At 59.5% G+C, this 24209-nt stretch carries 24 protein-coding genes and 1 tRNA gene; 16 read left to right on the top strand and 9 right to left on the bottom strand.

Annotated elements, in window-relative coordinates; all coding sequences use genetic code 11:
* Window positions 1–20: 20 nt before the first annotated feature.
* Window positions 21–152: a hypothetical protein gene (locus CARG_RS10615; protein ID WP_268869934.1), complete on the top strand. Its 132-nt coding sequence runs from the start codon at window positions 21–23 to the stop codon at window positions 150–152.
* Here the strand turns inward: CARG_RS10615 and CARG_RS10310 are convergent.
* Genes CARG_RS10310 through thrE form a run of 6 tightly spaced genes read right to left on the bottom strand, consistent with a single transcriptional unit; the run spans window position 149 to window position 4852 of the window.
* Window positions 149–292: a lipoprotein gene (locus CARG_RS10310; protein WP_021012213.1), complete on the bottom strand. Its 144-nt coding sequence runs from the start codon at window positions 290–292 to the stop codon at window positions 149–151. The two genes, CARG_RS10615 and CARG_RS10310, sit on opposite strands and share 4 nt — an antisense overlap.
* A gap of 44 nt (window positions 293–336) precedes the next feature.
* Entirely contained in the window at window positions 337–1143 is an 807-nt protein-coding gene (otsB, locus tag CARG_RS08405) for a trehalose-phosphatase (RefSeq protein WP_021012212.1), read from the bottom strand.
* Entirely contained in the window at window positions 1143–1592 is a 450-nt protein-coding gene (locus tag CARG_RS08400) for an META domain-containing protein (RefSeq protein ID WP_021012211.1), read from the bottom strand. Before CARG_RS08400 ends, otsB begins: the two co-directional genes overlap by 1 nt.
* Window positions 1589–2986 (bottom strand): alpha,alpha-trehalose-phosphate synthase (UDP-forming), encoded by a 1398-nt coding sequence (locus CARG_RS08395; protein ID WP_021012210.1) that lies wholly within the window; start codon window positions 2984–2986, stop codon window positions 1589–1591. The genes CARG_RS08400 and CARG_RS08395 overlap by 4 nt, the downstream gene beginning before the upstream one ends.
* A gap of 18 nt (window positions 2987–3004) precedes the next feature.
* Window positions 3005–3379: a hypothetical protein gene (locus tag CARG_RS08390; protein WP_021012209.1), complete on the bottom strand. Its 375-nt coding sequence runs from the start codon at window positions 3377–3379 to the stop codon at window positions 3005–3007.
* A gap of 42 nt (window positions 3380–3421) precedes the next feature.
* Window positions 3422–4852: a threonine/serine exporter ThrE gene (thrE, locus tag CARG_RS08385; RefSeq protein ID WP_236620188.1), complete on the bottom strand. Its 1431-nt coding sequence runs from the start codon at window positions 4850–4852 to the stop codon at window positions 3422–3424.
* Between the two features lie 171 nt (window positions 4853–5023).
* On the opposite strand from thrE, the gene CARG_RS08380 reads away from it, so the two are divergent.
* The 5 genes from CARG_RS08380 (at window position 5024) to CARG_RS08360 (ending at window position 9842) form a co-directional block, all read left to right on the top strand.
* Window positions 5024–5096, top strand: a tRNA-Thr gene (locus CARG_RS08380).
* Window positions 5097–5266: 170 nt separating this feature from the next.
* Window positions 5267–5842 (top strand): nicotinamidase, encoded by a 576-nt coding sequence (locus tag CARG_RS08375; RefSeq protein ID WP_021012207.1) that lies wholly within the window; start codon window positions 5267–5269, stop codon window positions 5840–5842.
* Between the two features lie 77 nt (window positions 5843–5919).
* On the top strand, window positions 5920–7656 hold the full coding sequence (locus CARG_RS08370; RefSeq protein WP_021012206.1) for a pyruvate dehydrogenase: 1737 nt from the start codon (window positions 5920–5922) through the stop codon (window positions 7654–7656).
* Window positions 7657–7803: 147 nt separating this feature from the next.
* On the top strand, window positions 7804–8499 hold the full coding sequence (locus tag CARG_RS08365) for a response regulator transcription factor (protein ID WP_021012205.1): 696 nt from the start codon (window positions 7804–7806) through the stop codon (window positions 8497–8499).
* Window positions 8499–9842: a sensor histidine kinase gene (locus tag CARG_RS08360; RefSeq protein WP_021012204.1), complete on the top strand. Its 1344-nt coding sequence runs from the start codon at window positions 8499–8501 to the stop codon at window positions 9840–9842. The genes CARG_RS08365 and CARG_RS08360 overlap by 1 nt, the downstream gene beginning before the upstream one ends.
* On the opposite strand, the gene CARG_RS08355 is transcribed toward CARG_RS08360, so the two are convergent.
* Genes CARG_RS08355 through CARG_RS08345 form a run of 3 tightly spaced genes read right to left on the bottom strand, consistent with a single transcriptional unit; the run spans window position 9839 to window position 11223 of the window.
* Window positions 9839–10117 carry a 2Fe-2S iron-sulfur cluster-binding protein gene (locus CARG_RS08355; RefSeq protein ID WP_021012203.1) on the bottom strand — a complete coding sequence of 93 codons (279 nt, stop codon included), beginning with the start codon at window positions 10115–10117 and terminating at the stop codon, window positions 9839–9841. The genes CARG_RS08360 and CARG_RS08355 overlap by 4 nt on opposite strands.
* A gap of 24 nt (window positions 10118–10141) precedes the next feature.
* Window positions 10142–10816 (bottom strand): alpha/beta fold hydrolase, encoded by a 675-nt coding sequence (locus tag CARG_RS08350; RefSeq protein WP_021012202.1) that lies wholly within the window; start codon window positions 10814–10816, stop codon window positions 10142–10144.
* Between the two features lie 14 nt (window positions 10817–10830).
* Window positions 10831–11223, bottom strand: coding sequence for an HIT family protein (locus tag CARG_RS08345; RefSeq protein WP_041747782.1), 393 nt, complete (start codon window positions 11221–11223; stop codon window positions 10831–10833).
* A gap of 27 nt (window positions 11224–11250) precedes the next feature.
* Between CARG_RS08345 and purD the strand changes: the two genes are divergently transcribed.
* The 10 genes from purD (at window position 11251) to CARG_RS08295 (ending at window position 24179) form a co-directional block, all read left to right on the top strand.
* Window positions 11251–12540 carry a phosphoribosylamine--glycine ligase gene (gene purD, locus CARG_RS08340; protein WP_021012200.1) on the top strand — a complete coding sequence of 430 codons (1290 nt, stop codon included), beginning with the start codon at window positions 11251–11253 and terminating at the stop codon, window positions 12538–12540.
* A 15-nt stretch (window positions 12541–12555) separates the two neighbouring features.
* The gene (locus CARG_RS08335) at window positions 12556–13908 is read left to right on the top strand and encodes a TrkH family potassium uptake protein (protein ID WP_021012199.1); all 1353 of its coding nucleotides are present in this window, start codon (window positions 12556–12558) and stop codon (window positions 13906–13908) included.
* Between the two features lies 1 nt (window position 13909).
* Entirely contained in the window at window positions 13910–14563 is a 654-nt protein-coding gene (locus CARG_RS08330) for a potassium channel family protein (protein ID WP_021012198.1), read from the top strand.
* A 66-nt stretch (window positions 14564–14629) separates the two neighbouring features.
* Entirely contained in the window at window positions 14630–15772 is a 1143-nt protein-coding gene (locus CARG_RS08325) for a pyridoxal phosphate-dependent aminotransferase (protein ID WP_236620139.1), read from the top strand.
* Window positions 15769–17178, top strand: a complete 1410-nt coding sequence (gene purB, locus CARG_RS08320) for an adenylosuccinate lyase (RefSeq protein WP_021012196.1) — start codon at window positions 15769–15771, stop codon at window positions 17176–17178. The genes CARG_RS08325 and purB overlap by 4 nt, the downstream gene beginning before the upstream one ends.
* Before the next feature lie 12 nt (window positions 17179–17190).
* Window positions 17191–18483: an alpha/beta hydrolase-fold protein gene (locus tag CARG_RS08315; RefSeq protein WP_021012195.1), complete on the top strand. Its 1293-nt coding sequence runs from the start codon at window positions 17191–17193 to the stop codon at window positions 18481–18483.
* Window positions 18484–18641: 158 nt separating this feature from the next.
* The gene (locus CARG_RS08310; protein ID WP_169733218.1) at window positions 18642–20834 is read left to right on the top strand and encodes a bifunctional lysylphosphatidylglycerol flippase/synthetase MprF; all 2193 of its coding nucleotides are present in this window, start codon (window positions 18642–18644) and stop codon (window positions 20832–20834) included.
* Window positions 20835–20844: 10 nt separating this feature from the next.
* Window positions 20845–21744 carry a phosphoribosylaminoimidazolesuccinocarboxamide synthase gene (locus tag CARG_RS08305; protein WP_021012193.1) on the top strand — a complete coding sequence of 300 codons (900 nt, stop codon included), beginning with the start codon at window positions 20845–20847 and terminating at the stop codon, window positions 21742–21744.
* Between the two features lie 16 nt (window positions 21745–21760).
* Window positions 21761–23920 (top strand): S9 family peptidase, encoded by a 2160-nt coding sequence (locus CARG_RS08300; protein WP_021012192.1) that lies wholly within the window; start codon window positions 21761–21763, stop codon window positions 23918–23920.
* 1 nt (window position 23921) lies between these two features.
* A complete protein-coding gene (locus CARG_RS08295; protein WP_021012191.1) occupies window positions 23922–24179 on the top strand; it encodes a hypothetical protein in 258 nt (85 codons plus the stop codon).
* The last annotated feature ends 30 nt before the right edge of the window (window positions 24180–24209 follow it).

Genomic DNA, 24209 nt, shown 5'->3' with positions numbered 1-24209 from the left:
GGAAGGTGATCGATCTTTTCGTGCAGGGTGTGCATCTGCTCGTCCAAGGTCTCGGTGCTTGCCTCGGCGCCGAGCTTCTTGGCGGCCTCTGCGAGGTCTTCGCCAATGTGCTGGACGGCGTGGGTGTCGTACCAAATGTGCCCGTTGACTAGCCCATCACCATCTTGGTCACCGTGGTCATGGTGGTGCCCTCGTCTTTCATCGTGGAAGACTCAGCCGCCGGGTCGGTGGCGGTGGAGCTGCAGGCAGCTAGGGTTGCGGCTAGAGGGATAGCGAGAAGAAGCTTTTTCATGTTTTTCCAACCAACTACGTTTGAAAACAGTTGTTAACTGAAAATTATTGAAAACGGGGGTGCTCTTTAATGAAAATCTGGCGGGCTTTAGCCAGCTCAGATAGCATTTCCCCAACCTCGCGGATGCCCGCCATCGTGGCATGGGCCTCAGTCACACCATCCCCAACCTTCACGCCCCGCAGCACCCCATTATGCCCCGCAGACTCCAACGCCCGCAGCGCAGAAAAACCATGCTCATCCGTCACATCATCACCGATAAACACCACCCCAGCCCCGGCCGGCAAACCCTCAACCTGCTCCCGCAGCCAATCGCCCTTCGTCACCGCAATGGGGGAGTACTCCACCACGCACTTGCCCTCACTAAAACCACCCCGGCTGCACCCCACCCCAGCAGCACGACGCAGCAACGCCTCAGCCACCGCGGCGTCAGCAACCCCCCGCACGTGGAACACACGGTGATACGGCTTGTGCTCCACAAACGCCCCAGAGCAACCAGAGCTGGCAATCAAGCGCTCCCAGGCCTGCGCTACCTCATCCAAACAACGCTGCACCTCGGGTGACACACAGGCGCCCTCCTCGCGCTGCGCACCATGAGACCCCACCAACGCAATCGCCGAATCCCTGCCCACCCCAGATACCGCACGCAAACTCTCCACCGAACGCCCCGACAATAAAGCCACCGACGTGTTTGGCAAAGCAGACAACGCGCGCAAGGCATCCATGCTGGGTGCATGCACCGCGACGTCATCAGGGTTAGGGCTGAAACCCGCCAGAGTGCCGTCGAAATCGCTAACAACCAGCAGAAACTCGCAAGCCGGCAGCCGCTCGAGCGCGGGAATCAGCGCAGACATCAGTACACCAGGCGGATCGCCGGGCTATCCAGACCACTCGGCTGCTTCTGCAACACAAGCTCATGGTCCTCATGCCGCAAATAAAAGCCCCCCTCGAGCATCGACACAAGCTCCTGATGCACATACATCGCCTGGCCAGAGCACTCCGGGGAAGGATCATCCACACGCAGCGAACTAATAGTCAATGACGTCGCGTCCTGCGGCGACGCACCGTCGTAACTGACCTTTCCATGCAAAGGCGCACAACCGGTATTGCCCGCCAACGTCGAACGACCAAACACCAATACCGCCTTGCCAGCAATATCATCAGGCACGCCACTGGGGGTGTCCGAAGACACATACACATCCGTGATCTGCCAGGTCACGGTATCCACATGAGCGCGCTCAGCGCAGCCCGCCAGCAGCGAACCCGAGCACACAACCGCAGCAACAGCCCTCGAGCGCATCATTTGACCTCCAACAAGTCCAAAAAATCCTGTGCCCAGCGGTGCACATCAAACATGCGCACATTGTCCACCATCAGCGACATACGTGCCTGAGCATCCGACACGGCGTCATCACTATTTCTCACAACCCCGCCACCACGCAGCGCCTGCAGCATCGCCTCGGTGATCGAAGGAACATCATGCGGGTTGCACAGATGAGCCTCGTTCAGCTGAGCCGCCGCACCCGCAAACTCCGACAGCACCAAAGCCCCCGAACCATCCTCATGGCAGGCCACGTACTCCTTAGACACCAAGTTCATGCCATCCTTCAGCGGGGTCACCACCATCACGTCCGCGGCAGCATACAAGGCGGCCAGCTCTTCGGCAGACAAAGAGCGGTGGAGGTAATGCACCACCGGGGTACCCACCGCGGCGCACTCACCATTGATGCGGCCAACCAACTGCTCCACCGAATCACGAGTCGCCCGATAATGGTCAATGCGCTCCCGCGAAGGCGTAGCAACCTGCACGAACACTACCGAGCCTGGATCGTGATTGGGGAGTTGGTCAAGCAACTGCCGGAACGCCTGCAGCCGCTGCGAGATGCCCTTGGTGTAATCCAGACGATCAACCCCCAACAACACAGCCTGCGGGTTACCCAAGCGCCGACGCAACGCCTCCACTGCCCCGGACTCGCGGGCCTGCTTCGCGCGGGCAGCCATCGAGCCGTAATCGATTGAAATGGGGAAGTCCCGAACCACCGGCGTGCGCTGGAGCTCCTCCGGTTCCAGCAAGCTTTGACGAAGCTGTAGGTAGTTATCAGCCCCGGAGGACAATTGAAAACCAATGACGTCGGCTGCGTCCATGCCCACAAGCAACTCGCGGCGCCACGGCAACTGCTGGAACAAGTCGACCGAAGGGAAAGGGATGTGTAAAAAGAAGCCAACGGTCAGGTCCGGCCGAGCTTGCTTCAGCAACTGCGGCAGCAACTGCAGTTGGTAGTCCTGCACCCACACGGTCGCGCCGGGCTCGGCGCATTCGACAACAGCCTGCGCAAAACGTTCATTGACCTGGCGGTATGTTTCCCACCATTGTTCGTTGAACTCGGGGGTGACGATCAGGTCGTGGTAGAGCGGCCACAGGGTGGCGTTGGAAAATCCCTCGTAGAATTGCTCGAAGTCTGTTTGCGACAGGGCCACCGGGTGCAGGCTCAAACCTTCGAGCTTCATGGGGGCAAGCTCGTGGTCGATGGCCCCCGGCCAACCCACCCACACACCATCGCGTTGGGCTAGCACCGGGCGAAGTGCACTGACCAAGCCGCCCGGGCTAGATGAAACCACTTGATTGCCGCACTCATCCACAGAGATGTCGATGGGCAGCCGTAAGGACGCTACGACGAAACTACTGGTGCGGCTCACGACAACGACCCCTGGGTGCTATTCGGCTTTTTTGGTGGTCTTCTTGGTGGTCTTCTTCGTTGTTTTCTTGGTGGTCTTCTTTGTAGCCTTGGACGCCTTATTGGTCGTATTCTTGCTGGCCTTCTTTGTAGCTTTCTTCGTAGCCTTCTTGGTGGCTTTCTTAGAGGCCTTCTTCTTGGCAGGCGCGGGTTCGGGCTCGGCGAACTCCGCGGCGATCTTGCGGTAGGACAAACCCTGAGGTTCGACACCGAGCATGCACGCTAGGGTCGCGAAATCGAGGAAGTTCTCCGAGTATGTTGCGACGATACGGCGGGCTGCATCTGCGGTGGCTGTCTCCACAGCGTGGAGAGATTCCGCGGCGTTGGAGCGGGTGTCAGTGACCTTAGGTGGCAAGGGATGTCCTCCGTAAAAGAATCTTTTTAGTGCTCATCTACTCTACGCTACTGGGCGCTTGAAAGGAGAGCTGCGTAGGCGTTGCATCGTCTGGTAGGGACGGAACATGGGCGGGCGGCGAAGTTTTCGGGCAACCCATTCGCCAAGAACAACGCCGGCAGCCAGGGATGTTGCGATCGCCAGGGCTAAGGTCATTGCAGAATATCCGACCACCATTTGGTCGTGCATGATGGCGTACATGCCTCGATAGATCGCCAAACCTGGCAGCAGTGGGGTAATGCCAGCGACCGCTGTGATCAACGGTGGTACTCGGAAGCGGCGGGCCAGCAGGCCACCGAACAAGCCGATCATGGTGGCCGCGATCCCAATGCCTACGACGGGGCCGAGGCCTTGCGGGAGCAACACTAGGTAGTAGATGCCGGAACCAGTGACCGATGCGAGGCCGGAGATGAACACCGAGGACCATTCCGAGTAGCAGGCGATGGTAAATCCCGCCGAGGCGATAGCGCCGGAAATGACCTTGACGGTGGCGCTAGAAAAACCGGTGGTGGGGCTGGTTTCGTACAGCGGCAGTGAGATGCCCAGGTATGCCGAGACCTCCAGGCCGATACCGACTCCGGCGACGATTCCGCCCGTGAGCAGCATCGTTTCGAAGAATCGTGCGCCCGCGGTGACGGGCGCCCCGGTGATGCCGTCTTGCAGCGCCTGCACGAGCGTCAGACCCGCCAGCATCACCACGATTCCCGAGGCAATAATTTGTCCCGGGGCCAGCTGGAACCCCTGGGAAATCACAAAGTGGTACATCACGGCGGCCGGCATCGTCGCCACGAAGCCACCGTAGATATTTTGGAAAAACACGGGCAGGCGTTTGCTGTCCAGCCAGGCGCTTCCACCCATAATCACCAATGCTGACGCCGCGGAGATCGCCGCAACAAGCGCGTTACCGCCGAGCAACACGGCGACGGCCGCAGCCATGAGCGACCACCCGAAAAGACTCATCTTCAGGCCGAAGGGGGGTGGGGCTGCGATGAGTTCATCCAAGGCTTTTTCCGCAACTTCGGGTGGCGTGGCGCCAGCCTGGATGGAACGAATCAGGCGGTCGACTTCGCTCAACTTGGAAAAATCAATGGTGAGTTTTCGAACCACCCGAAACACACTGATGGGCGCACGGTTTGAGGTGCCGACGATGGTGAACACCGTGATGGTGTTCAGGGTGATGTCCACGTGGCAGTAGTGCAGGCCGTAGGCACTGGCCACCGCATGAATTTGTTCCTTGGCATCGCTGTTGGACGTGCCGGAACTCAGTAGGATGCCCCCGATCCGGGCGGCAATGTCCATCACACCGGAGACTTGGCCGGGGTCGGTGAGGTCAACCGGGGCCAGCGGGGAGGGCGGAGGAGCTGCCTTGACGAGGTCAATCGTCGCGGCGTCAGGGTGAAGCACGGCCTCAGAGGTGTCGCGTCGCGACAACAAGTCTCGGACGCGCCGCGGATCTAGAAATTTGGCTAGCTGCACAGTGTGTTTCCCTCGGATGCGGACGGGGTTTGGTGGCGATGGTCGTTGTTAGGGTAGTATTCCACACTGGCTTTTGGATTCACCATTGTGGCGCTGCGAGTGCTGTGCCCGGTGTGAAACGCTGGCTGTGCTGGAGTGGCGCAATTGGTAGCGCAACGGTCTTGTAAACCGTAGGTTGTGGGTTCGAGTCCCATCTTCAGCTCTTTTTTCTTCCCTTGGGGCGCGGGTGTGCACAAATATCGGGTGGGGCGGCCGCGTTTTTCAGGCGACCTGGGGGAAACAGTTCTACTGCGCGCTCGCTGCCGACATTTGTGCACGTTTTCCGTGCGTCACTCGACTGGGTAGTGTTTGAAAAGTATTACACTAGGCTGCATGCGCGCACTCATCGTTGTTGACGTCCAGCCCGATTTCTGCCCCGGTGGCCCCTTGGCCACATCACAAGGTGACGCTGTTGCCGCGGGCATCGCCCAGTACATCCGCAACAATGCCGGACGCTACGATGCCATCGTCAGCACACAGGATTGGCACATTGACCCAGGCAGCCACTTCTCCGAGACACCCGATTTCAAGGATTCGTGGCCGGTCCACTGCGTCGCCGATACATCCGGGGCCGCCCTGCACCCCAGCTTAGATTCCGTGGTGGACAGTATTGAGGCGCACTTTCTTAAAGGTGAATACTCGGCGGCGTACTCTGGTTTCGAAGGTCACCTTGCCGGCAGCGAGACTACGTTGGCGCAGTGGCTACAAGGCCGCGGTATCACCGACGTTGACGTCTGTGGAATTGCTACCGACTACTGCGTTCGGGCGACCGCCACGGATGCGCTGGCGGAAGGTTTCGATGTCCGCGTGTTGCAGGACCTCTGTTCAGCCGTCGCGGAGGATGCCGGCCAGCAGGCCCTCAGCGCACTGGAAGGCAGCGGTGCCGCCATTGCCTCTACCAGTGAGTAAGGGCACGCCAAGGGTAAGTGTGAATACTTTTCCATAATTTGCGGCGTGTCCCCTCTCCAGGTGCCTATACTCGGGTCATGGCTAAAAACTTTGCGAAACAGATCGTCGAAACCCTCGAGCGTCAGGGCGTTAAGCGTATTTACGGGCTGGTCGGCGACAGTCTTAACCCGATTGTTGATGCGATCCGAACCTCTAGCATTGAGTGGATTCACGTCCGCAATGAGGAAGCGGCAGCCTTCGCAGCAGGTGCAGATTCCCTCGCTGCTGACGAACTAGCCGTGTGCGCCGGTTCTTGCGGCCCGGGCAATACTCACTTAATCCAGGGCTTGTTCAACGCCCACCGCGATCACGCCAAGGTGTTAGCGATCGCCAGCCACATTCCCTCCAACCAGATTGGTTCGACCTTCTTCCAGGAAACTCACCCGGAGATTCTGTTCAAAGAGTGCTCTGGTTACTGCGAAATGGTGAACTCCGCCGAGCAGGGCGCCACGATCCTGCACCACGCTATCCAGTCCACCATGGCGGGTAAAGGTGTCTCCGTTGTGGTCATTCCCGGCGACATCACCACCCAGGAAGCCGACGAGGACACCACCCTCAACTCCGTTATTTCCACCAAACGCCCCGTTGTGTTCCCCCACCCGGAGGAGGCCGCGGCACTCGTCGAGGCAATTAACAAGGCAAAAACTGTCACATTGTTCTGCGGTGCTGGCTGCAAGGAGGCCCATGCAGAGGTTATGGCACTCGCTGACAAGATCAAGGCGCCGGTGGGGCACTCTCTGGGCGGAAAAATGTACATCCAGTACGACAACCCCTTCGAAGTGGGCATGTCCGGGTTGCTCGGCTACGGTGCCTGCTACGACGCGATGCACGAGGCAGACCTGTTGATCCTCCTTGGCACGGACTTCCCCTACAACGCCTTCCTGCCGAAGAAGAACGTGGCACAGGTTGATATTGACGCCGCGGCGCTCGGCCGCCGCACGACCGTCACCTACCCGGTGGCCGGCGACGTCAAAGCAACCATCAGCAACATCCTGCCGTCCATCGAGGAAAAAACGGACCGTGCGTTCCTGGACAAGATGTTGAAACTGCACCACAAGAAGCTCAGCGACGTCGTCGAAGTCTATACAAAGGACGTGGAAAACCACACGCCTATCCACCCCGAGTACGCAGCTAGGGTGCTAGATGAACTCGCAGCCGAGGACGCTATTTTCACCGTCGATACTGGCATGTGCAACGTGTGGGCCGCGCGCTATGTCAGCCCCAACGGAAAGCGCGAATTGTTGGGTTCCTTCCGCCACGGATCGATGGCCAACGCCATGCCCATGGCTATCGGCGCGCAAGCTGCTCAACCTGACCGCCAGGTCATCTCCATGTCCGGTGACGGCGGACTGTCCATGCTCATGGGTGACCTTTTGACCATCGCCTCGGAAAAATTGCCGGTCAAAACCGTGGTGTTCAATAATTCCACTCTCGGCATGGTTCGCCTGGAGATGCTCGTCGATGGGCTGCCTTTCTTCGGCACCGACGTCAACGACGTCAACTACGCCGACATCGCTACCGCCTGCGGCATTCACTCTGTGCGCATCACCGACCCCGCCCAACTGCGCCAGCAGATGACGGAAGCGCTCGCACACCCCGGACCTGTTCTTATTGACGTCGTGACCGACCCGGATGCACTGTCCATTCCGCCCCACATCACCTTCGACATGCTGCTGGGCTTCTCCAAAGCCGCAACCAAGACCGTATTCGACGGCGGTGTCGGGGCCATGCTCAGCCTCGCGGAATCCAACCTGCGCAACATTCCCAAGCCTTAAGCACCCCCGCTGGTCAGGCTTTTACGAGGCCTGCCCTTTACACTGTGTTGTATGGCTGCAACACCCGGACAGCAGCGCAGTTGATGTACAGGAAATTCACAGCCGTATCGAAGCGCTATTGCAGAGCTACGGTCTTAAGTAGAGGGCATGGATATGGCACGCGTACTCGTCGTCGATGACGAACCGAACATTGTGGAACTGCTGTCCGTCAGTTTGAAGTTCCAGGGGTTCGAGGTGGAAACCGCAGGCAGTGCAGCTGAAGCGCTGAAAAAGGCTGATGTTTTCCAGCCCGAGGCCTTCATCCTTGACGTGATGATGCCCGGAATGTCCGGTTTCGATCTGCTGCCGCAGTTGCGTGCCAAAGGCTTCGACGGCCCCGTGTTGTTCCTCACCGCAAAAGATGCCGTCGAGCACCGGATCCATGGGCTGACCATCGGCGCGGACGACTATGTCACCAAGCCTTTTTCCTTGGAGGAAGTCATCACCCGCCTGCGTGTCATCCTGCGCAGGTCCAGCGCCACCCAGGAAGACGACACCCCGAGCACGGAGCTCAGCTATGCGGACCTGACCCTCAACGACGCCACCCACGAGGTAACCAAGGGCGGCAAAATCGTCGAACTGTCGCCCACCGAGTTCAACCTCCTGCAATACCTCATGCTTAACGCGGAGGTAGTGCTCAGCAAAGCCAAAATTCTTGACGCCGTGTGGCACTACGATTTCGGTGGTGACGGAAACATCGTCGAATCCTACATCTCTTACCTCCGCCGCAAGATTGATCCAGACCAAGAGCTGATCCACACCGTCCGTGGCGTCGGCTATGTCCTTCGACTGCCGCGAAACTAATGAAACTTCGCACACTGCTTGTGTTGCTGGTGCTCAGCATCAGCGGCGCGGGGTTGGCGGCCAGCTCTACCGTCGTAGAGTCCATCATGAAGGACTACATCTATTCGAAAGTTGATGAAGACCTAGACCAAGCCCTCAACGGGTGGGCTGGGCGCCAAGAACTACTCACAGGCTCAGCCGTTAGTACTCTCCGGCCGCCTTCTGCCATGTACGTGATGAAAATCCGTGACGATGGCACCTACATCCTCAACGATTCGGATTCTTCCCCAGACCTCACTCAGCTGCATTCCTCCCCGCAGACGGTGCCGGCCGCGTCAAACTCGCCCAACAAGAGCCCGTGGCGCGTCATGCTCGGTAAACAAGGCTCAACCACAACCATCGTCGGACGCAGCCTAGAAAAAGAAAACTGGATCCTGGGGCGTCTTGCCCGCGTCCAACTGGTCATCGGTTTGCTGGTGCTGCTGGTCGTCGCAGTCGTCGGCCTCTATGCGGTCCGCAGGGCACTACGCCCCTTGCGCGAAGTCGAGGCCACTGCCTCCGCAATCGCATCGGGTGACTTGGATCGTCGCGTCCCCAATGACGCCGCGATGGCCGTTGAGGTCGCAAGCCTCGCGACGTCATTCAACGTGATGCTGGGGCAGTTGCAGGAATCAATCGTCAGTGCCCAGGAAAAAGAACAACAAATGCGACGCTTCGTCGGTGACGCATCCCACGAACTTCGCACCCCGCTGACCAGCGTTCGGGGATATGCCGAACTGTACCGCTCCGGGGCCACACAGGACGCGGACATGGTCATCGACAAAATCGAAGCCGAAGCTGGGCGGATGAGCCTGCTAGTGGAAGACCTACTAGCACTGACCCGCTCTGAATCCACGCTGGTGCGTAAACCCGTCGACGTCCTCGACGAGGCCATGAGCGTCGCCGGTTCTCTACGGGTCGCATACGGTGGCCAACTCGATGTGGAAAACACCTGCGAAACCTGCCCCGTCGTGAGTACCGACCCCGCGCAAATTCACCGCATCCTCACCAACCTGGTGTCCAACGCCTTCATCCACGGCGGCGACCACGTGCTGATCCAAGTCAGCTGCGACGACACCATAGTGCGAGTAACTGTTGCCGACAATGGTGGGGGAGTGCCCGACAAAGACCTCGATCACGTCTTCGAGCGCTTCTATCGCAGCGATGAATCACGCACCCGAGCCAGCGGTGGCTCCGGCCTGGGCCTCGCTATCGTTCAATCCCTGGCAGTCGCCCACGGTGGGGAGGTCACGGTGCATAACGACACCGATGGCTGCTACCTAGGAGGGGCAGTGTTTGAACTACGCCTGCCCACGAGCTACTAAAAGTAGTAACTCACTTCGACCGCAGCGTCGTCACCGTCGCGGACAGTCTGGCATGCCAAACGCTGCCCCTCAGCAATCTCATCATCGAAGAGCACATTGTTGTTCAGCATGGTCGTCGCAGCCCCCTCGACGTAGCACTGACAGGCGCCGCACTGCCCGGCCTGGCAGGAATAGGGCGCCGGAACACCAGCATCAAGCATCGCTTGCAGCAGCGTGCCCTCAGACCACTCGAATGAGTATTCTTCGCCGTCGACTTCCACTACGCACTGGGCCATAACAATCTACGCTCCTTACAAGCACTAAGCCGTGTGGGCCGAAGGGATATCGAGCGCCTCAAGAATATGCGCCACTAGGTCCGTCATCTTCCCGTGCTCAACACCATCGACGTGTACGACGCGGCCAATGTCTTCCACATTGGAACTTGAACGGGGAACCACGGTATCAGCATCACTGACCACAGACACAACCATCAAATCCGGATGTATGTGCTTATCGGGTGAGGGCGGAACCTCGAAAATTAACTGATCGAAACTGGGGCCCACTAGCCAACGGATCATGCGGCGCTGCAGGCGAGTACCCGTCACAGGCATTCCCTTAAACGCAGCCCCTAACCCCACAATGCTTCGGATCCGCCCCGCAAACTCCGGCCGAGCAGCAAGACGAAACGCCATGTAGCCACCCAAAGAATGTCCCACCAAATCCACCACCGGGACATGGCGCAACACATCACGAACAGCCTCGGCCAGTTGTTGCTCACCGTGCCCCAGATCCGCTAAACCGCGGCGGGCATAATCAACGCCCACCGTAGGTATTCCAGCAGCCTGCACAGCGCGCGCAGCCGCCTCGAAATTGCCGGAGGAACCAAAACTGCCATGCAAAAACACAACAGCGCGATCGTGGCCCTCCAAAGCTAGAGGCTCCGGCAACGTTCCCCGCCGGGGAACCAGACGCATCAACTGCTGGACGATAGTCATCGCTTGTATGCGGCTTAACCCAGTGCCTCAGCCAGACGCGCGGCGAGATCATCCATCGCGGCGTCATCAAGCGAAGGCATCGGAGGCGCGGTGATCTCATCCATACCGTTGGCCCCAAACACGTGGATGTGGGTGTGAGGCACCTCGAAGCCGGCGATCATGTAAGCGGCACGCTCCGTGCCAGTCACATCCATCACAGCCCGACCGACCTTCTGAGCTACCGCGTTGAGGTGAGCCCAAAGCTCCGGCGAGAGATCGGTCCACTTGTCGACCTCCTCCACCGGAACAACCAAAGTGTGGCCGGGGGTGAAAGGCTCAATGGTCAAAAACGCAACAACCGAATCATCCCGATAGACGAAACGGCCCGGAAGCTCACCCGCAATGATTTTACTAAACACGCTAGACATGAGTTCGACAATACTAGGATAGAACACATGCGCATTCTCGTCATCGGGTCCGGAGCCCGCGAACACGCCCTCCTAACTGGCATGAAAGCCCCACACAACGAGCTACACGTGGTGCCCGGAAACGCCGGAATGGCTGACCTCGCCACCCTCCACAAGGGGGTAGTGGACGACCAAGCAAACATGGTGGCACTGGCGCAGGACATCAAGCCCGACCTCATCGTCGTCGGCCCGGAAATCCCGCTCGTTGCCGGTGTCTCCGACGCGCTGCGCCACGCGGGTTTCCTGGTGTTCGGCCCCTCCCAGGCGGCCGCCCAAATCGAGGGTTCTAAAGCCTTCGCCAAAGACGTCATGGCTGAAGCGGGGGTTCGCACCGCACACGCCGAAGTGGTCCCCGCAGGCTCCACCCCAGAGGAAATCGACGCAGCCCTCGACCGCTTCGGCCCCACATGGGTCGTCAAAGACGATGGCCTGGCCGGCGGTAAAGGTGTTGTTGTCACCCCGAACATTAACGAGGCGCGCGCACACGTCAACGCCGTGCACAAGGCCGGCAACCCCGTGTTGCTGGAAAGCTTCCTCGACGGCCCTGAAGTGTCACTGTTCTGCCTGGTAGATGGCGAAACCGTGGTGCCCCTGCTGCCCGCACAAGACCACAAGCGCGTGCGCGATAACGACGAAGGCCCCAACACCGGTGGCATGGGTGCCTACACGCCGCTTCCGTGGCTGCCCACGGACGGTGTGCAACGCATCGTCGACGAAGTATGTGTGCCGGTCGCCCGCGAAATGGTGCGCCGCGGAAACCCCTACCAAGGCTTGCTGTACGCCGGCCTCGCGTGGGGTAGCGAAGGCCCCGCAGTTGTCGAATTCAACTGCCGTTTCGGCGACCCAGAAACCCAAGCCGTGCTGATGATGCTCGAAACCCCACTCGATGACGTGCTCGCAGCAGTCGCCCGCGGTGAGCTCGCCGACCTGCCGCCCTTGACTTGGCGCGAAGGCTACGCACTTACCGTCGTGCTTGGAGCCCCGGGCTATCCCGAAAAGCCTGTCACCGGCGGCGTCATCACCGGTGCCGAAAACACAGACAATGCAGACAGTGATGACGTCGCGGTGGTTCTGCACGCAGGAACCTCACGGGGCGAGAACGGTGAGTTGGTGTCCGCAGGTGGGCGAGTACTCAACGTCGTGGCGCATGGGGCAACTTTGGAGCAAGCCCGCGATGCCGCCTACAAGCGCCTGGAACAGATCAACTTGGATGGCGGGCACTACCGCACCGACATTGCGCTGCCTGCTGTCGAAGGCCGCATCACCATTCCAAATTAGCCCCCAGCTAGTCCCATGAAGGATTCACATAGTTTTTCGCCAGCACAACTGGTTGCCGGTAGCTTCGCACTGTTGGTTCTTGTCGGCACCACCCTGCTGCTACTGCCCATGTCGCGCGCCGACGGCAGTGCGGATTTCGTGACCGCGTTGTTCACCGCGACGTCAGCAGTATGTTTGACGGGTTTGATTGTGGTAGACACTGCAACCTACTGGAGCCACTTTGGCCAAGCGGTGATCATGATGCTCATCCAACTGGGTGGTCTAGGCATCATGACCCTCGCGACCATCGCAAGCTGGGTGATCGCCGGCCAGATCGGTGTCAAGTCCCGCCTCAACGCATCGGCTGAGGGGCGCGGCGGCAACCAACTGGGTGATGTTAAGACCCTGCTGGTCGCAACGTTGAGTTTCACCGCTGCGGTCGAGGGGGTTATCGCGACGTTCCTCATCGCCAAGTTCCACTTCAGCTACGGCTACGACTGGGGCTCCGCGATCTGGCAGGGTACCTTCCACTCCATTTCTGCGTTCAACAACGGGGGCTTCTCGCTGGAAAGCAACAACCTGGTGCTCTTTGTCAACGACATTGGGCTGCTGTTCCCCATCGCCTGCGCCATCATGATCGGCGGCGTGGGCTACCCCGTGCTGCTAGAGCTAACCTTGCGTCTGCGCCGCCGCACCCAAGGGTTTAAGCACCTGCCTCGGCTGTCGCTGACCACGCAGTTTGTTGTTGCCGGCTCCCTGATTCTGTGGAGCGTCGGCGCCTTGGGCGTTGCCGTGTTGGAGTGGAACGGCGCCCTGAGTGGGTTGAGTATCCTCGGCAAAATCTCTAACGCCATTTTCCAGTCGGTGTCTACAAGAAGCGCTGGTTTTAACGCCATTGATGTGGGTGCTTTCCACCCCTCGACACTGATTTTGAGTGACATCATGATGTTCATCGGTGGCGGTTCTGGTGGTACCGCAGGTGGCGTGAAGATCACCACTGTTGCTGTACTGCTTGCGGTGATGGTGAGCGAAATCCGTGGTGACGAATACACCCTGCTGTCCGAGCGGCGCATCCCCAACCGCACCATGCGTCAGGCTTTGGCTGTGTTCGTGCTGGCGGGTTCGATCGTCGTGGTGGCTATCGGCCTGGTGCAGTTGCTTGCCCCGGAGTTTTCCACCCATCAACTTGTGTTCGAGGTGATTTCGGCGTTCGCAACCGTCGGATTGTCCACCGGTATCACCGGAAGTTTGCCGGTGAGCGCGAAACTACTGATCACTGTCCTTATGTACTCGGGGCGTATCGGCCCCATCACCCTGGTGGCAGCTATGGCGGCGCGTTCCCAACGTCGCCAGTACTCCTACCCTGTTGAAAGGCCCCTCATTGGTTAACATGTTTAGTTCTCGCGGTTCCAAGACCCCACCGGTGATCATTCTCGGTTTGGGCCGCTTCGGCTTGGCCTTGGGGGAGGAGCTCGTGCACTCCGGTGTGGAGGTGTTGGGTGTTGACGCCGACGAAAACATTGTTTCCGCTGCGGCGCAGGTCCTCACACACGTGGTGACCGCTGACACCACCAATATCGAGGCACTCAAGCAACTCAGTGTGCACGAGGCTCAGCGCGTCGTGATCGCCATTGGCTCCGACATGGGCGCGTCTGTTCTGACTGCTTCCGCTGTGATCGACCTGGGGGTTTCCAGCGTGTGGGCGAAAGCGGATAACGACAGTCACGCGAAGATCCTGAACAAGATCGGCGTGCACCATGTGGTGCGGCCTGAAAGGGATACCGGACGTCGCGTTGCGCACCTGATGTCCGGCCGCCTTGAGGAATACATTGAGTTCGATCGTAACTTCGCAATGGTCAAGTTGGCGCCGCCGGTGTCGATGATCGGCAAGCCTATTGAGCAGTGCCCGGTGAGCATCGTGGCGATCAAACCGGCTGAGGGCGTATTTTCTTTGCCAGAGCCCGGCACAGTGTTGCAGCCGGGTGATTTGGTGATCGCCGCGGGGCCGGTGCGCGAGCTCGAGAAATTCGGCGAGAGCGACTAGCCGATGAAGTTTCGCGTGATGGATCTTGTCTCCCGGGCTAACCAGCCGAGAGACATTGTCTTGTGCGTGGGCCAGCCCCCAACAGGAGCTCCTCGCACGGCTCTAGATGCGGCATGCGAGGCAATGGGCAGCCTGCCGCTGGGATACACAGCCATCGAAGGTATCCCGCAACTCCGCCAGCGCATCGCCGAAGACTACCCGGGATCCACCGCTGATGACGTGGTGGTAACCACCGGGGCTTCCGGCGGGCTAACTGCCCTATTTATGGCGCTCAAAGCCCTAAAAGCGCGGGAAGTACGCAATAATGACGTCGTGGGGGAGGCCTCTGCTGACGGGCAGGTCGCCGTGGCGATGGCGCGGCCCGGATACCCGGCCTACCGCAACCTGCTGCGCAGCATCGGATGCGGCGTAGTCGAGATGCCGTGCGGCATGGACACCCGCTTCCAGCCCACCGCCCCAATGGTGGAAGGCATGCTCGCAGAGCACCCTGAGGTAGCCGCGGTCATTGTCACCAGCCCAGCCAACCCCACCGGAACCATCATCGAGTCGGATGAACTGGAAGCGATTGCGCGCGTCTGCCAGCAACGCGGCGTCATCCTTATTTCCGACGAGATCTACCACGGTTTGGAATACACCGACCACACCTGCACCAGTGCGTGGGGTATGCGTGGAGATGTGGTGGAGCACAACGTGGTGGTCGTTGGATCCTTTTCCAAGTTCTATTCAATGACCGGCTGGAGGGTCGGGTGGCTCCTCCTACCGCCGAGCTTGCGGGACATGGTCGTCGACATCCAAGGCAACCTCGCTTTATGCGCGCCAGCAGTTTCACAATACGCCGCACTGGGGGCCTTCGACTCCGAGGAACCACAAGCGCACGTCGCTCATTACGCGCGCAACCGCGAACTACTCAGCACAGCACTAGAAGGTGCCCTGCCCCACGCCCCCATCGAGGGCGCTTTCTACGCCTGGGTAGATGTCTCATCCCTCACCGATGACTCCGAGGCGTGGTGCAACGAGCTTTTGGACCGCTTCCGCATCGCGATCGCGCCGGGCATCGACTTCGACGAGGTTGATGGCCACCGCTACGTTCGCATCAGTTTTTGCTGCGACACCACGGAACTTGGCGCGGCGATGGATATTCTCGCGGCCAACTATCTGAAATCGACTAGCATTAAACCGCGTCTGTTTAACACCGAGGAACATTCATGAAAAACGTACTAGCCAACCGATACGCCAGCGACGAACTTGTTCGCCTGTGGAGCCCCGAACACAAGATTGTTCTGGAGCGCCAATTGTGGATCGCCGTGATGAAGGCCCAGAAGGACCAGGGCATCGACATTCCGGATGAAGCAATCGCCGCCTACGAGGCCCACATTGATGAAGTCAACTTGGAGTCGATCGCGGCGCGTGAACGCGTGACCCGACACGACGTCAAGGCCCGTATTGAAGAGTTCAATGCTTTGGCTGGCTACGAGCATATCCACAAGGGCATGACTAGCCGTGACCTGACGGAAAACGTCGAGCAGTTGCAGATTTACCGCTCCCTGGAGCTCATGCGAGACAAGGCCATTGCGGTCGCCGCCCGCATCGGTGTGCGTGCGGAGGAAAACCGCAGCCTGGTGATGGCTGGCCGTTCCCACAACGTTGCCGCACAGGCCACCACCTTGGGTAAGCGATTCGCCTCTGCCGCTGACGAGCTGCTGGTGGCTATTGATCGAGCCGAGGATCTTTTGGGCCGCTACCCGCTGCGTGGCATCAAGGGCCCGATGGGTACCGCCCAGGACATGCTGGATCTGACGGGATCCCAGAGCAACCTCGATGCTTTGGAGCGTCGTATCGCCGAGCACCTGGGCTTTGATCGAATTTTCGATTCCGTCGGCCAGGTCTACCCGCGTTCTCTGGATTTTGACGCCGTGTCAGCCCTGGTCCAATTGGGTGCCGGCCCCTCGTCTTTGGCTCACACCATACGCCTGATGGCTGGTAACGAGACCGTGACGGAGGGCTTCAAGGAGGGGCAGGTTGGTTCTTCCGCTATGCCCCACAAGATGAATGCTCGTTCCTGCGAACGCGTCGGTGGTTTGCAGATTATTCTTCGCGGCTACCTGACGATGGTTGCTGATTTGTCGGGCCAGCAGTGGAACGAGGGCGATGTTTTCTGTTCGGTGGTTCGCCGCGTGGCTTTGCCGGATGCCTTCTTCGCTCTCGACGGAATGTTTGAAACCTTCCTGACGGTGTTGGATGAGTTCGGTGTGTTCCCCGCGATGATTGCCCGCGAGCTTGAACGCTACCTGCCCTTCCTTGCTACGACCCGTATTTTGATGGCTGCCGTGCGTGCGGGCGTGGGACGCGAGGAAGCACACGAGGTTATCAAGGAGCACGCCGTTGCGGTTGCGTTGAACATGCGTGAAAACGGTGGCGGCCAGGATCTCATTGAGCGTTTGGCTGCGGATCCGCGTCTGCCGATGAGCAAGGAGGATCTGGACGCCGCGTTGGCTGATCGCCATGCCTTTGTTGGGGCCGCAGAGTCCCAGGTGGATCGCGTGCTGGCTAGGATTCAGGCCAAGGTTGATGAGCATCCAGAAGCTGCGGCCTACACACCTGGCGATATTCTCTAAGGGCCGATCGGGATGAACGAGCTGCTGCAGATCGGGGAAACCTCGATTACGGATACCACGGCGCGGGTCGTCATCATCGCTGTGTTGACCTTGTGCGTCATGTTTACGGCGCGCGCCCTCTATCACCGCAAGCACGCCAAGATTCGTCACCGTACACTCGCCGCTTTGGCAGTGTCGGTGGCGTTCACCTTTGTGGTGTGGCTGGTGATGGACGTCTGGTGGCATCCCTTCCCCGAGGAGGTCCCGTGGTTCATCTATGTTTCCGGCGGTCTGGCGGCATTTGTGCTGTTCAGCGCTATTGTTCAGACGAGGCGGCGCAAAACCGGCGTGATTATCGCTGTGATTGCGGTGGCGTTTGCGTGGGGTTTGTCCAACACTGTGTACAAGCAGTTTCCGACAGTGCGTTCGCTAGTACCGGAACCTAAAACTGTTGCGATGGACTATGCGCAGTTTAAGCAGCAGAAAGACGTGCCCACGCTGCACGGTCGCGAGGTCGGCGCCTTGGTGACGGTGGATATTGAAGCGCCGGTGTCGGGCTTCCATCACCGGGATGCGGTGGCGTATTTCCCGCCGGCGTACTTCGCAGAGCCCGATAAGGACCTGCCTGTTGTGGTGCTGATGGCCGGTAATCCAGGTACCCCGATGCAGTGGTTTAGGGCCGGTGGTGCAGAGCAGACGCTCGATGACTACCAGACGGAGCACAAAGGTGTTGCCCCCATCGTGATCAGTGTCGATGCCACAGGCAGCTTGTCGGCGAACCCCATTTGTGTGGATGGTCCGGAGGCGAAAGTTCAGACTTACTTGGCGGTGGATGTTCCCGCGCAGATCAAGTCGAAGTTCCGCGTGAATCCAGACCAAAGTCGGTGGACGATCGGCGGATTGAGCTACGGCGGAACGTGCGCGCTGCAGGTGATCACTAATGCACCCGAGGCCTACGGCACCTTCTTGGATTTCTCTGGTCAGGCGGAGCCGACCATCGGCGACCACACCAAGACCGTGGAGCAGTTTTTCGGTGGGGATGAAGCCGCTTTCCAGGCTGTGAATCCCGAGCACCTTCTTCAACATGCTGCCCAGTTGGTGGCACAGGGGCAGCCAAGCCCGTACGCCCACATTGATGGTCGCTTTATTGCCGGTAGCGAGGATAAGGATTCGGTTGAGGCGCTCAAACATCTCAACGAGTTAGCCCAGGCGGCGGGCATGCACACTACGTTCGCGACAGTTGGTGGCGGGCACAGTTATCAGACGTGGCGTGAGGCCTTCCGAGAAGTCATGAACTTCCTCGCCCAAAGAGAAAACCTCCAGTAGAAGTGCGCGTGTCGATGAACGCTATACAAAAAACGGGGCGCTCAGCCGGTTTGGCTCGTACTGCGCGAAGTGCAGGCACAGCGTTGCGCAGTAGTTGGGCGACGGAGCCGGTGTGTTTGGTGGCTCTGGTAGCCATCTGGGTGCTTTATGTGCTCGGGTTGAATACTTCGATAGGTGTCCCTCTGGGGCAGTGGAATCCCTTGAGGATTGTCCTGAGTGGTGCTGCCGCATCCAATGGTGTGACCACAGTGCTCAACACGGTATCTATCCTGCTGTTCGGAGTCATGGCCGAGCGCACCCTTGGCACGTGGAAGTTCATTGGCGTGGCTGTGCTGACGCAGCTGTGGGCCGGCGTGGTCGGCTTGGAGCTCGCTTACCTGGTCGCCCAGGCTTCGCCCGTGTGGGGCGAGGAGCTCGATCGCGAAGTATTGTTGACGCCGTCTGTGTGGCTGTTCGGCACGGCCGCGGTTGCGAGCGCATGGTTGCCGGCGCTGTGGCGTCGGCGTATGCGCGCGGTGCTGGTGGGTATCACCCTGACGCTGTTTATGTACACCGGTGTGCTGGCTGATTTCTCCCGCTTGGTTGCAGTTATTGTCGGTGTTGCTGCAGGTCAGTGGCTTGCGCACGGCGGGGTGAAAGCCTTTTCCTTCCCCCGGATTACATTGCGTGAGTCCCGCATTTTGGTGGCGATGCTTCTTCTGGCGATTGCTGTGGGCCCGCTGTTGGTCGGCCTTAACCATGACGCCGCGGGGCCCCTGGCCAAGGCAGCGATCATCGCAATCACGTGGGATAACGTTGCTGTTTTTGCGAACCTGGCGCCTTTCGCTGTGGTGTTTGTGGTGCTGTCCGCGCTGAGCCGTGGGCGTCGCGTTGCGTGGTGGTTGGCCTTGGGCGTGCAGTTGGTAACTACCGTGCTGCTACTGGTCGGTTTCGTGGCAGTCGGCGGTGAATATGGTTGGTCGCCTGCGCTGATAGTCAGCGGCATCGGTGTGCTGCTGCCGTGGCTCGTGGGCAGCATCGTGCTGATCGTGCGCAGGAACCTGTTTAGGATCCCGATGCACCGACCGGTGCTTATCACCATGCTGTGGCGGGAGTTCGTTGTTCTAGTCCTGTCGGTAGGTCTGTGGCTACTCATGCAGCTATTTTTCGGCCCCGCTGGGGCGAGCTTCATCGACGTGGTTGATGTTGTGCTGCCACCAGCGGTCACCGATAACGCGGATGCATTGGTCTTGCCTTGCGTGCTGTTTTGGGCGGCGTCATCAATTGTTTTGTACATGGCGCTTGTGGCCCACCCGAACCCAACCGACCAGGCTCTACGCGAACGCATGCGCACCATTTTGCAGTCGGGCGGCGGTGACCATTTGTCGTGGATGACGCTGTGGGACGGCAACGACTATTGGTGTGCTGACGATGCAGATGGTTATGTTGCCTACCGGCTATCGGCCAACGTGGCCGTGACCTTGGGTGAACCCGTGTGTGGTGCGCAAGGCGATAGGGACGAGCTAGCCCGCCAGTTTGAGGCATTCGCCCAAAACAACGGGTGGACTGTGGCGTGGTATTCCGTGCGACCAGAGTTCCGCGATGCACTGGAACAACAGGGATGGCATAGCGTGCAGGTGGCCCAGGAATCAGTGGTTGATTGCCACGAAGTGAAGTTCACGGGCAAGAAATTCCAAGATGTTCGCACCGCCAGAAACCGAGCCGAAAAAGAAGGCATCCGCGCGGAATGGCTCACGTGGGACAGCGCCGGGCCCGCCTTGCGCGAACGCATCGTAGCGTTGAGTGAAGAGTGGGTGTCGGACAAGGCGCTGCCGGAAATGGGCTTCACCTTGGGCGGTATCGACGAGCTCCAAGACCCGCAGGTGCGTCTGCTCGTTGCGCTGGATCAACACGAGTGCGTCCACGGTGTCACCAGCTGGCTGCCCGCCTACCGTGACGGCGAGATTGACGGCTGGGTGCTGGACTTCATGCGCCGCGACCCCTCAGGTTTCCGGCCAGTGGTGGAGTTCCTCATCGCCGAGGCTATCGTGGCAGCCAACGAGGCAGGAGTGCCATGGGTGTCGCTATCGGGTGCGCCGCTGGCCCATGGCGGTCCGGACAGCCAGGACGATAAAGAGGACGTTCTGCTGAACGTACTCGACCGGGTCGGCCAGTACCTCGAACCCCTCTACGGGTTTAGGTCTTTGGCCTTTTTCAAAAAGAAGTTCCACCCGGAGCACGTTGCATGGTCACTGTGCTACCAGGACGAACTATCCCTGGCGTCAATTGGTGTGGCTGTCAGCAAGGCCTACGTTCCCCGAATTGGGGCGGGCCAGGCGGTTCACGTGGCACGAGTGTGGGCGCAGGGTTAAACTGCTTTTCATGAGCAATCTTCGCCCGCAGTTGTCCGATTACACTCATGTCAGCGCGGGCAAGGTCCGCGATATTTACCGGATCGACGACGATCACGTGTTGCTGGTCGTCAGCGACCGGATCTCCGCCTACGACTACATCCTGTCCACCCCGATCCCAGACAAGGGGCGGATTCTGACGGCGATGAGCTTTTTCTTCTTCGAGGAGATCGCCGCACGCACCGGCTACGCCACCCACGTTGCCGGCGGCCCCGACGACCCCCGCATCCCGCAAGAAGTTCTGGGCCGGGCCATGGTGTGCAAGTCCCTTGAGATGCTTCCGTTTGAATGCGTTGCCCGCGGCTACCTCACCGGCTCCGGGATGAAAGAATACTCAGCCACCGGCGCAGTATGCGGCGTGGTATTGCCGGACGGTCTCGTGGAGGCTTCCAAGCTACCCCAGCCGATCTTCACCCCCGCCACCAAGGCAGAGGTCGGCGACCATGACGAAAATGTCACCTTCGATCGCGTGGTTCAAGACCTCGGGCGTGAGCGGGCAGAACAGCTCCGCGACGCAACGCTCGAGATCTACAGCACCGCCGCCGACGTCGCAGCTGAACGCGGCGTCATTCTTGCGGATACAAAATTCGAGTTCGGCCTCGATGGCGACAGGCTCGTGTTGGGTGACGAAGTGCTCACCCCTGATTCTTCCCGCTACTGGCCAGCCGAAGGCTACGCGCCTGGCAAGGTGCAGCCCAGCTTTGATAAGCAATATGTGCGCGACTGGCTCACCAGCGAAGAATCCGGGTGGGACAAGCAATCCGAGCCGCCAGCACTGCCTGAGGACGTCGTGGCGGCCACCCGTGCCCGCTACATCGAAGCCTACGAGCTGATTTCCGGCAAGAGCTTCGGTGAGTGGATCGCACCCTAGATTAGGATGGGGCAGCGTGAATCACAATGCCTCTAAAGCTGCCCCAGTTGCTAAAAAAGTAGCCCACGTTCGGCGCGCCCACGACTACGAGTTTGTCGACAATTACGAGTGGATGCGTGACAAAGACAGCGTTGATACGCAGGCATACTTAGAGGCGGAAAACGCCTACACGGAATTCAAAACAGCGCATCTTGCAACCCTGCAAGACAACCTGTTTACAGAATTGAAATCTCGGGTGCAGGAAACAGACATGTCTGTGCCGGTTCGGGTCGAAGAATTCTGGTACTACGACCGGATTGACGAAGGCCAGTCCTATGGCCGTTCCTGCCGCGTGCGCGCAGACCTTGACCCCCGATGGCAGGACCAGTGGAATCCCCCGGAGGTGAGCGCAGATGCACCCATCGATGGCGAAGAGGTGCTGCTGGACCGCGAAGAATTAGCCAAAGAGCACGAGTTCTTCTCCCTCGGCGGGGCATCCGTGGCCAAGGGCGGACGCTACATGGCTTATGCCACCGACACCAGCGGCGACGAACGCTACGACTTGCGGATTAAAGACCTGAACACCGGGGAGCTGTTGCCTGATGCGATTGACGGCATGACGGGTAATTTCGACTGGTTGGGTGACAACTATCTGTTCTACACCCGCTGTGATGAATCGTGGCGCCCCTACCAAGTGTGGCGCCACGTTCTCGGAACGCCGGCGAGCGAAGACCAGCTGGTGTACGAGGAGCCCGACGAGCGTTTCTGGATAGGTGTCGGGGCCTCGCGAAGTGAAAAGTTCATGTTCATCGTCGCCGGGTCCAAGCTGACCAGTGAAACCCGCGTGCTGGATTTCGCAGACCCAACCGGAACGTTTAGCGTGGTCAAGCCGCGCGAAGAGGGCGTCGAATACGACGTCAGCGAAGTGTACATCGGCGACACTTGGTGGTGGATGGTCACCCACAATGCGCATGGCCCCAACAGTGAACTTGGGCTGGCACCCATCTTTGATGCCGATGGCTCCTTTGCACAGGTCGACCTCGAGCAGCTCACAGTGCTGGTTGAACACCGCCCCGATGTGCGCCTGCAGGGGGTAGACACATTCAAAAAGCAAGCTATCTTGGGCTACCGCGAATCCGGCGTTGGCAAAGTCGCCCTCTTGAAGCTGCCCGAGCGGGTGGAAGACATCGGCAGCTTTACCCCGATCGAGTTCGATGAGGAACTCTATTCGGCTGGCTTCGCCCAAAACCCCGAGTGGGACAGCCCCGTGCTGCGCATGGTGTACGGCTCCTTCACTACGCCCGCATGCGTGATGAATTTTGACGTCGCGACCGGACAGCGCACCGTGCTCAAGCAACAGGAAGTGCTGGGCGGATACAATCCGGCTGACTACCTGGCCGAACGCGTGTGGGTGAGTGCTCGCGACGGTGCCCAGATTCCGGTGTCCTTGGTGCGGCGTGCAGACCTGGATGTCTCGGTTGCCCAGCCAACGATGCTGTACGGATACGGTTCCTACGAGGCTTGCGTGGATCCCAGTTTTTCCTGTGCACGTTTGTCGATGTTGGACCGCGGGATGATCATCGCTTATGCCCACGTGCGTGGCGGCGGCGAGATGGGGCGCCTGTGGTACGACGACGGCAAGATCATGAAAAAGCGCAACACCTTTACGGACTTCATTGACGTCGCTGATGCGTTGTTGGAACGCGGCGTCACCACCCGTGAACAATTGGTGGCAGATGGTGGTTCTGCAGGTGGACTGCTGATGGGTGCCGTGGCGAACATGGGCGGCGATCGATTCAAGGCGATCTCTGCGAATGTGCCCTTCGTCGATCCTTTGACCTCGATGCTCATGCCCGAGCTGCCGCTGACGGTTGCGGAGTGGGAGGAATGGGGCGACCCGCTGCACAGCAAGGAGGTCTACGACTACATGGCCACCTACGCGCCCTATGAAAACATTGAGGCCAAGCCGTACCCCAATATTTTGGCGACCACATCCCTGAACGACACGCGCGTGTTGTACGTGGAGCCGGCCAAATGGATCGCGAAGCTTCGTGACCTCGCCACGGCGGGCGAATTTTTGTTGAAGACGGAGATGGCAGCAGGCCACGGTGGGGTGTCGGGGCGTTACGAATCGTGGCGTCAGGATTGTTTCGAGCGGGCGTGGATTATCAACCAGGCCACTGGATTGGAGGTGTAGCATGCAGCGTCGTAGCACTGTGGATTTGGCCCCTTACGCTGGCCATGTTGTGTTGGTGACCGCGCCGGGTAGGGACGTGTCCGCCCTGGTGGATGACTATTCGATGCGTGGATTTTTTGCTCTTGATGACGCCGCGTTGGCCGACGGGTCTGCGGAGGTGTTCGGCAAGGACGGTGAGCTGCTTGCCCAGTTTGGGGCCGGGGTGGATCTCGACGCGGATGAGTTGTTGGATTTGATTGAGGACAACTTACCCCTTTAGCGGGGGGAATTGCTGCACGGACAAGGGTAT

This window comes from Corynebacterium argentoratense DSM 44202, from assembly GCF_000590555.1.
Lineage (GTDB): Bacteria > Actinomycetota > Actinomycetes > Mycobacteriales > Mycobacteriaceae > Corynebacterium > Corynebacterium argentoratense.
This window is presented reverse-complemented; position numbering and strand designations above follow the sequence as displayed.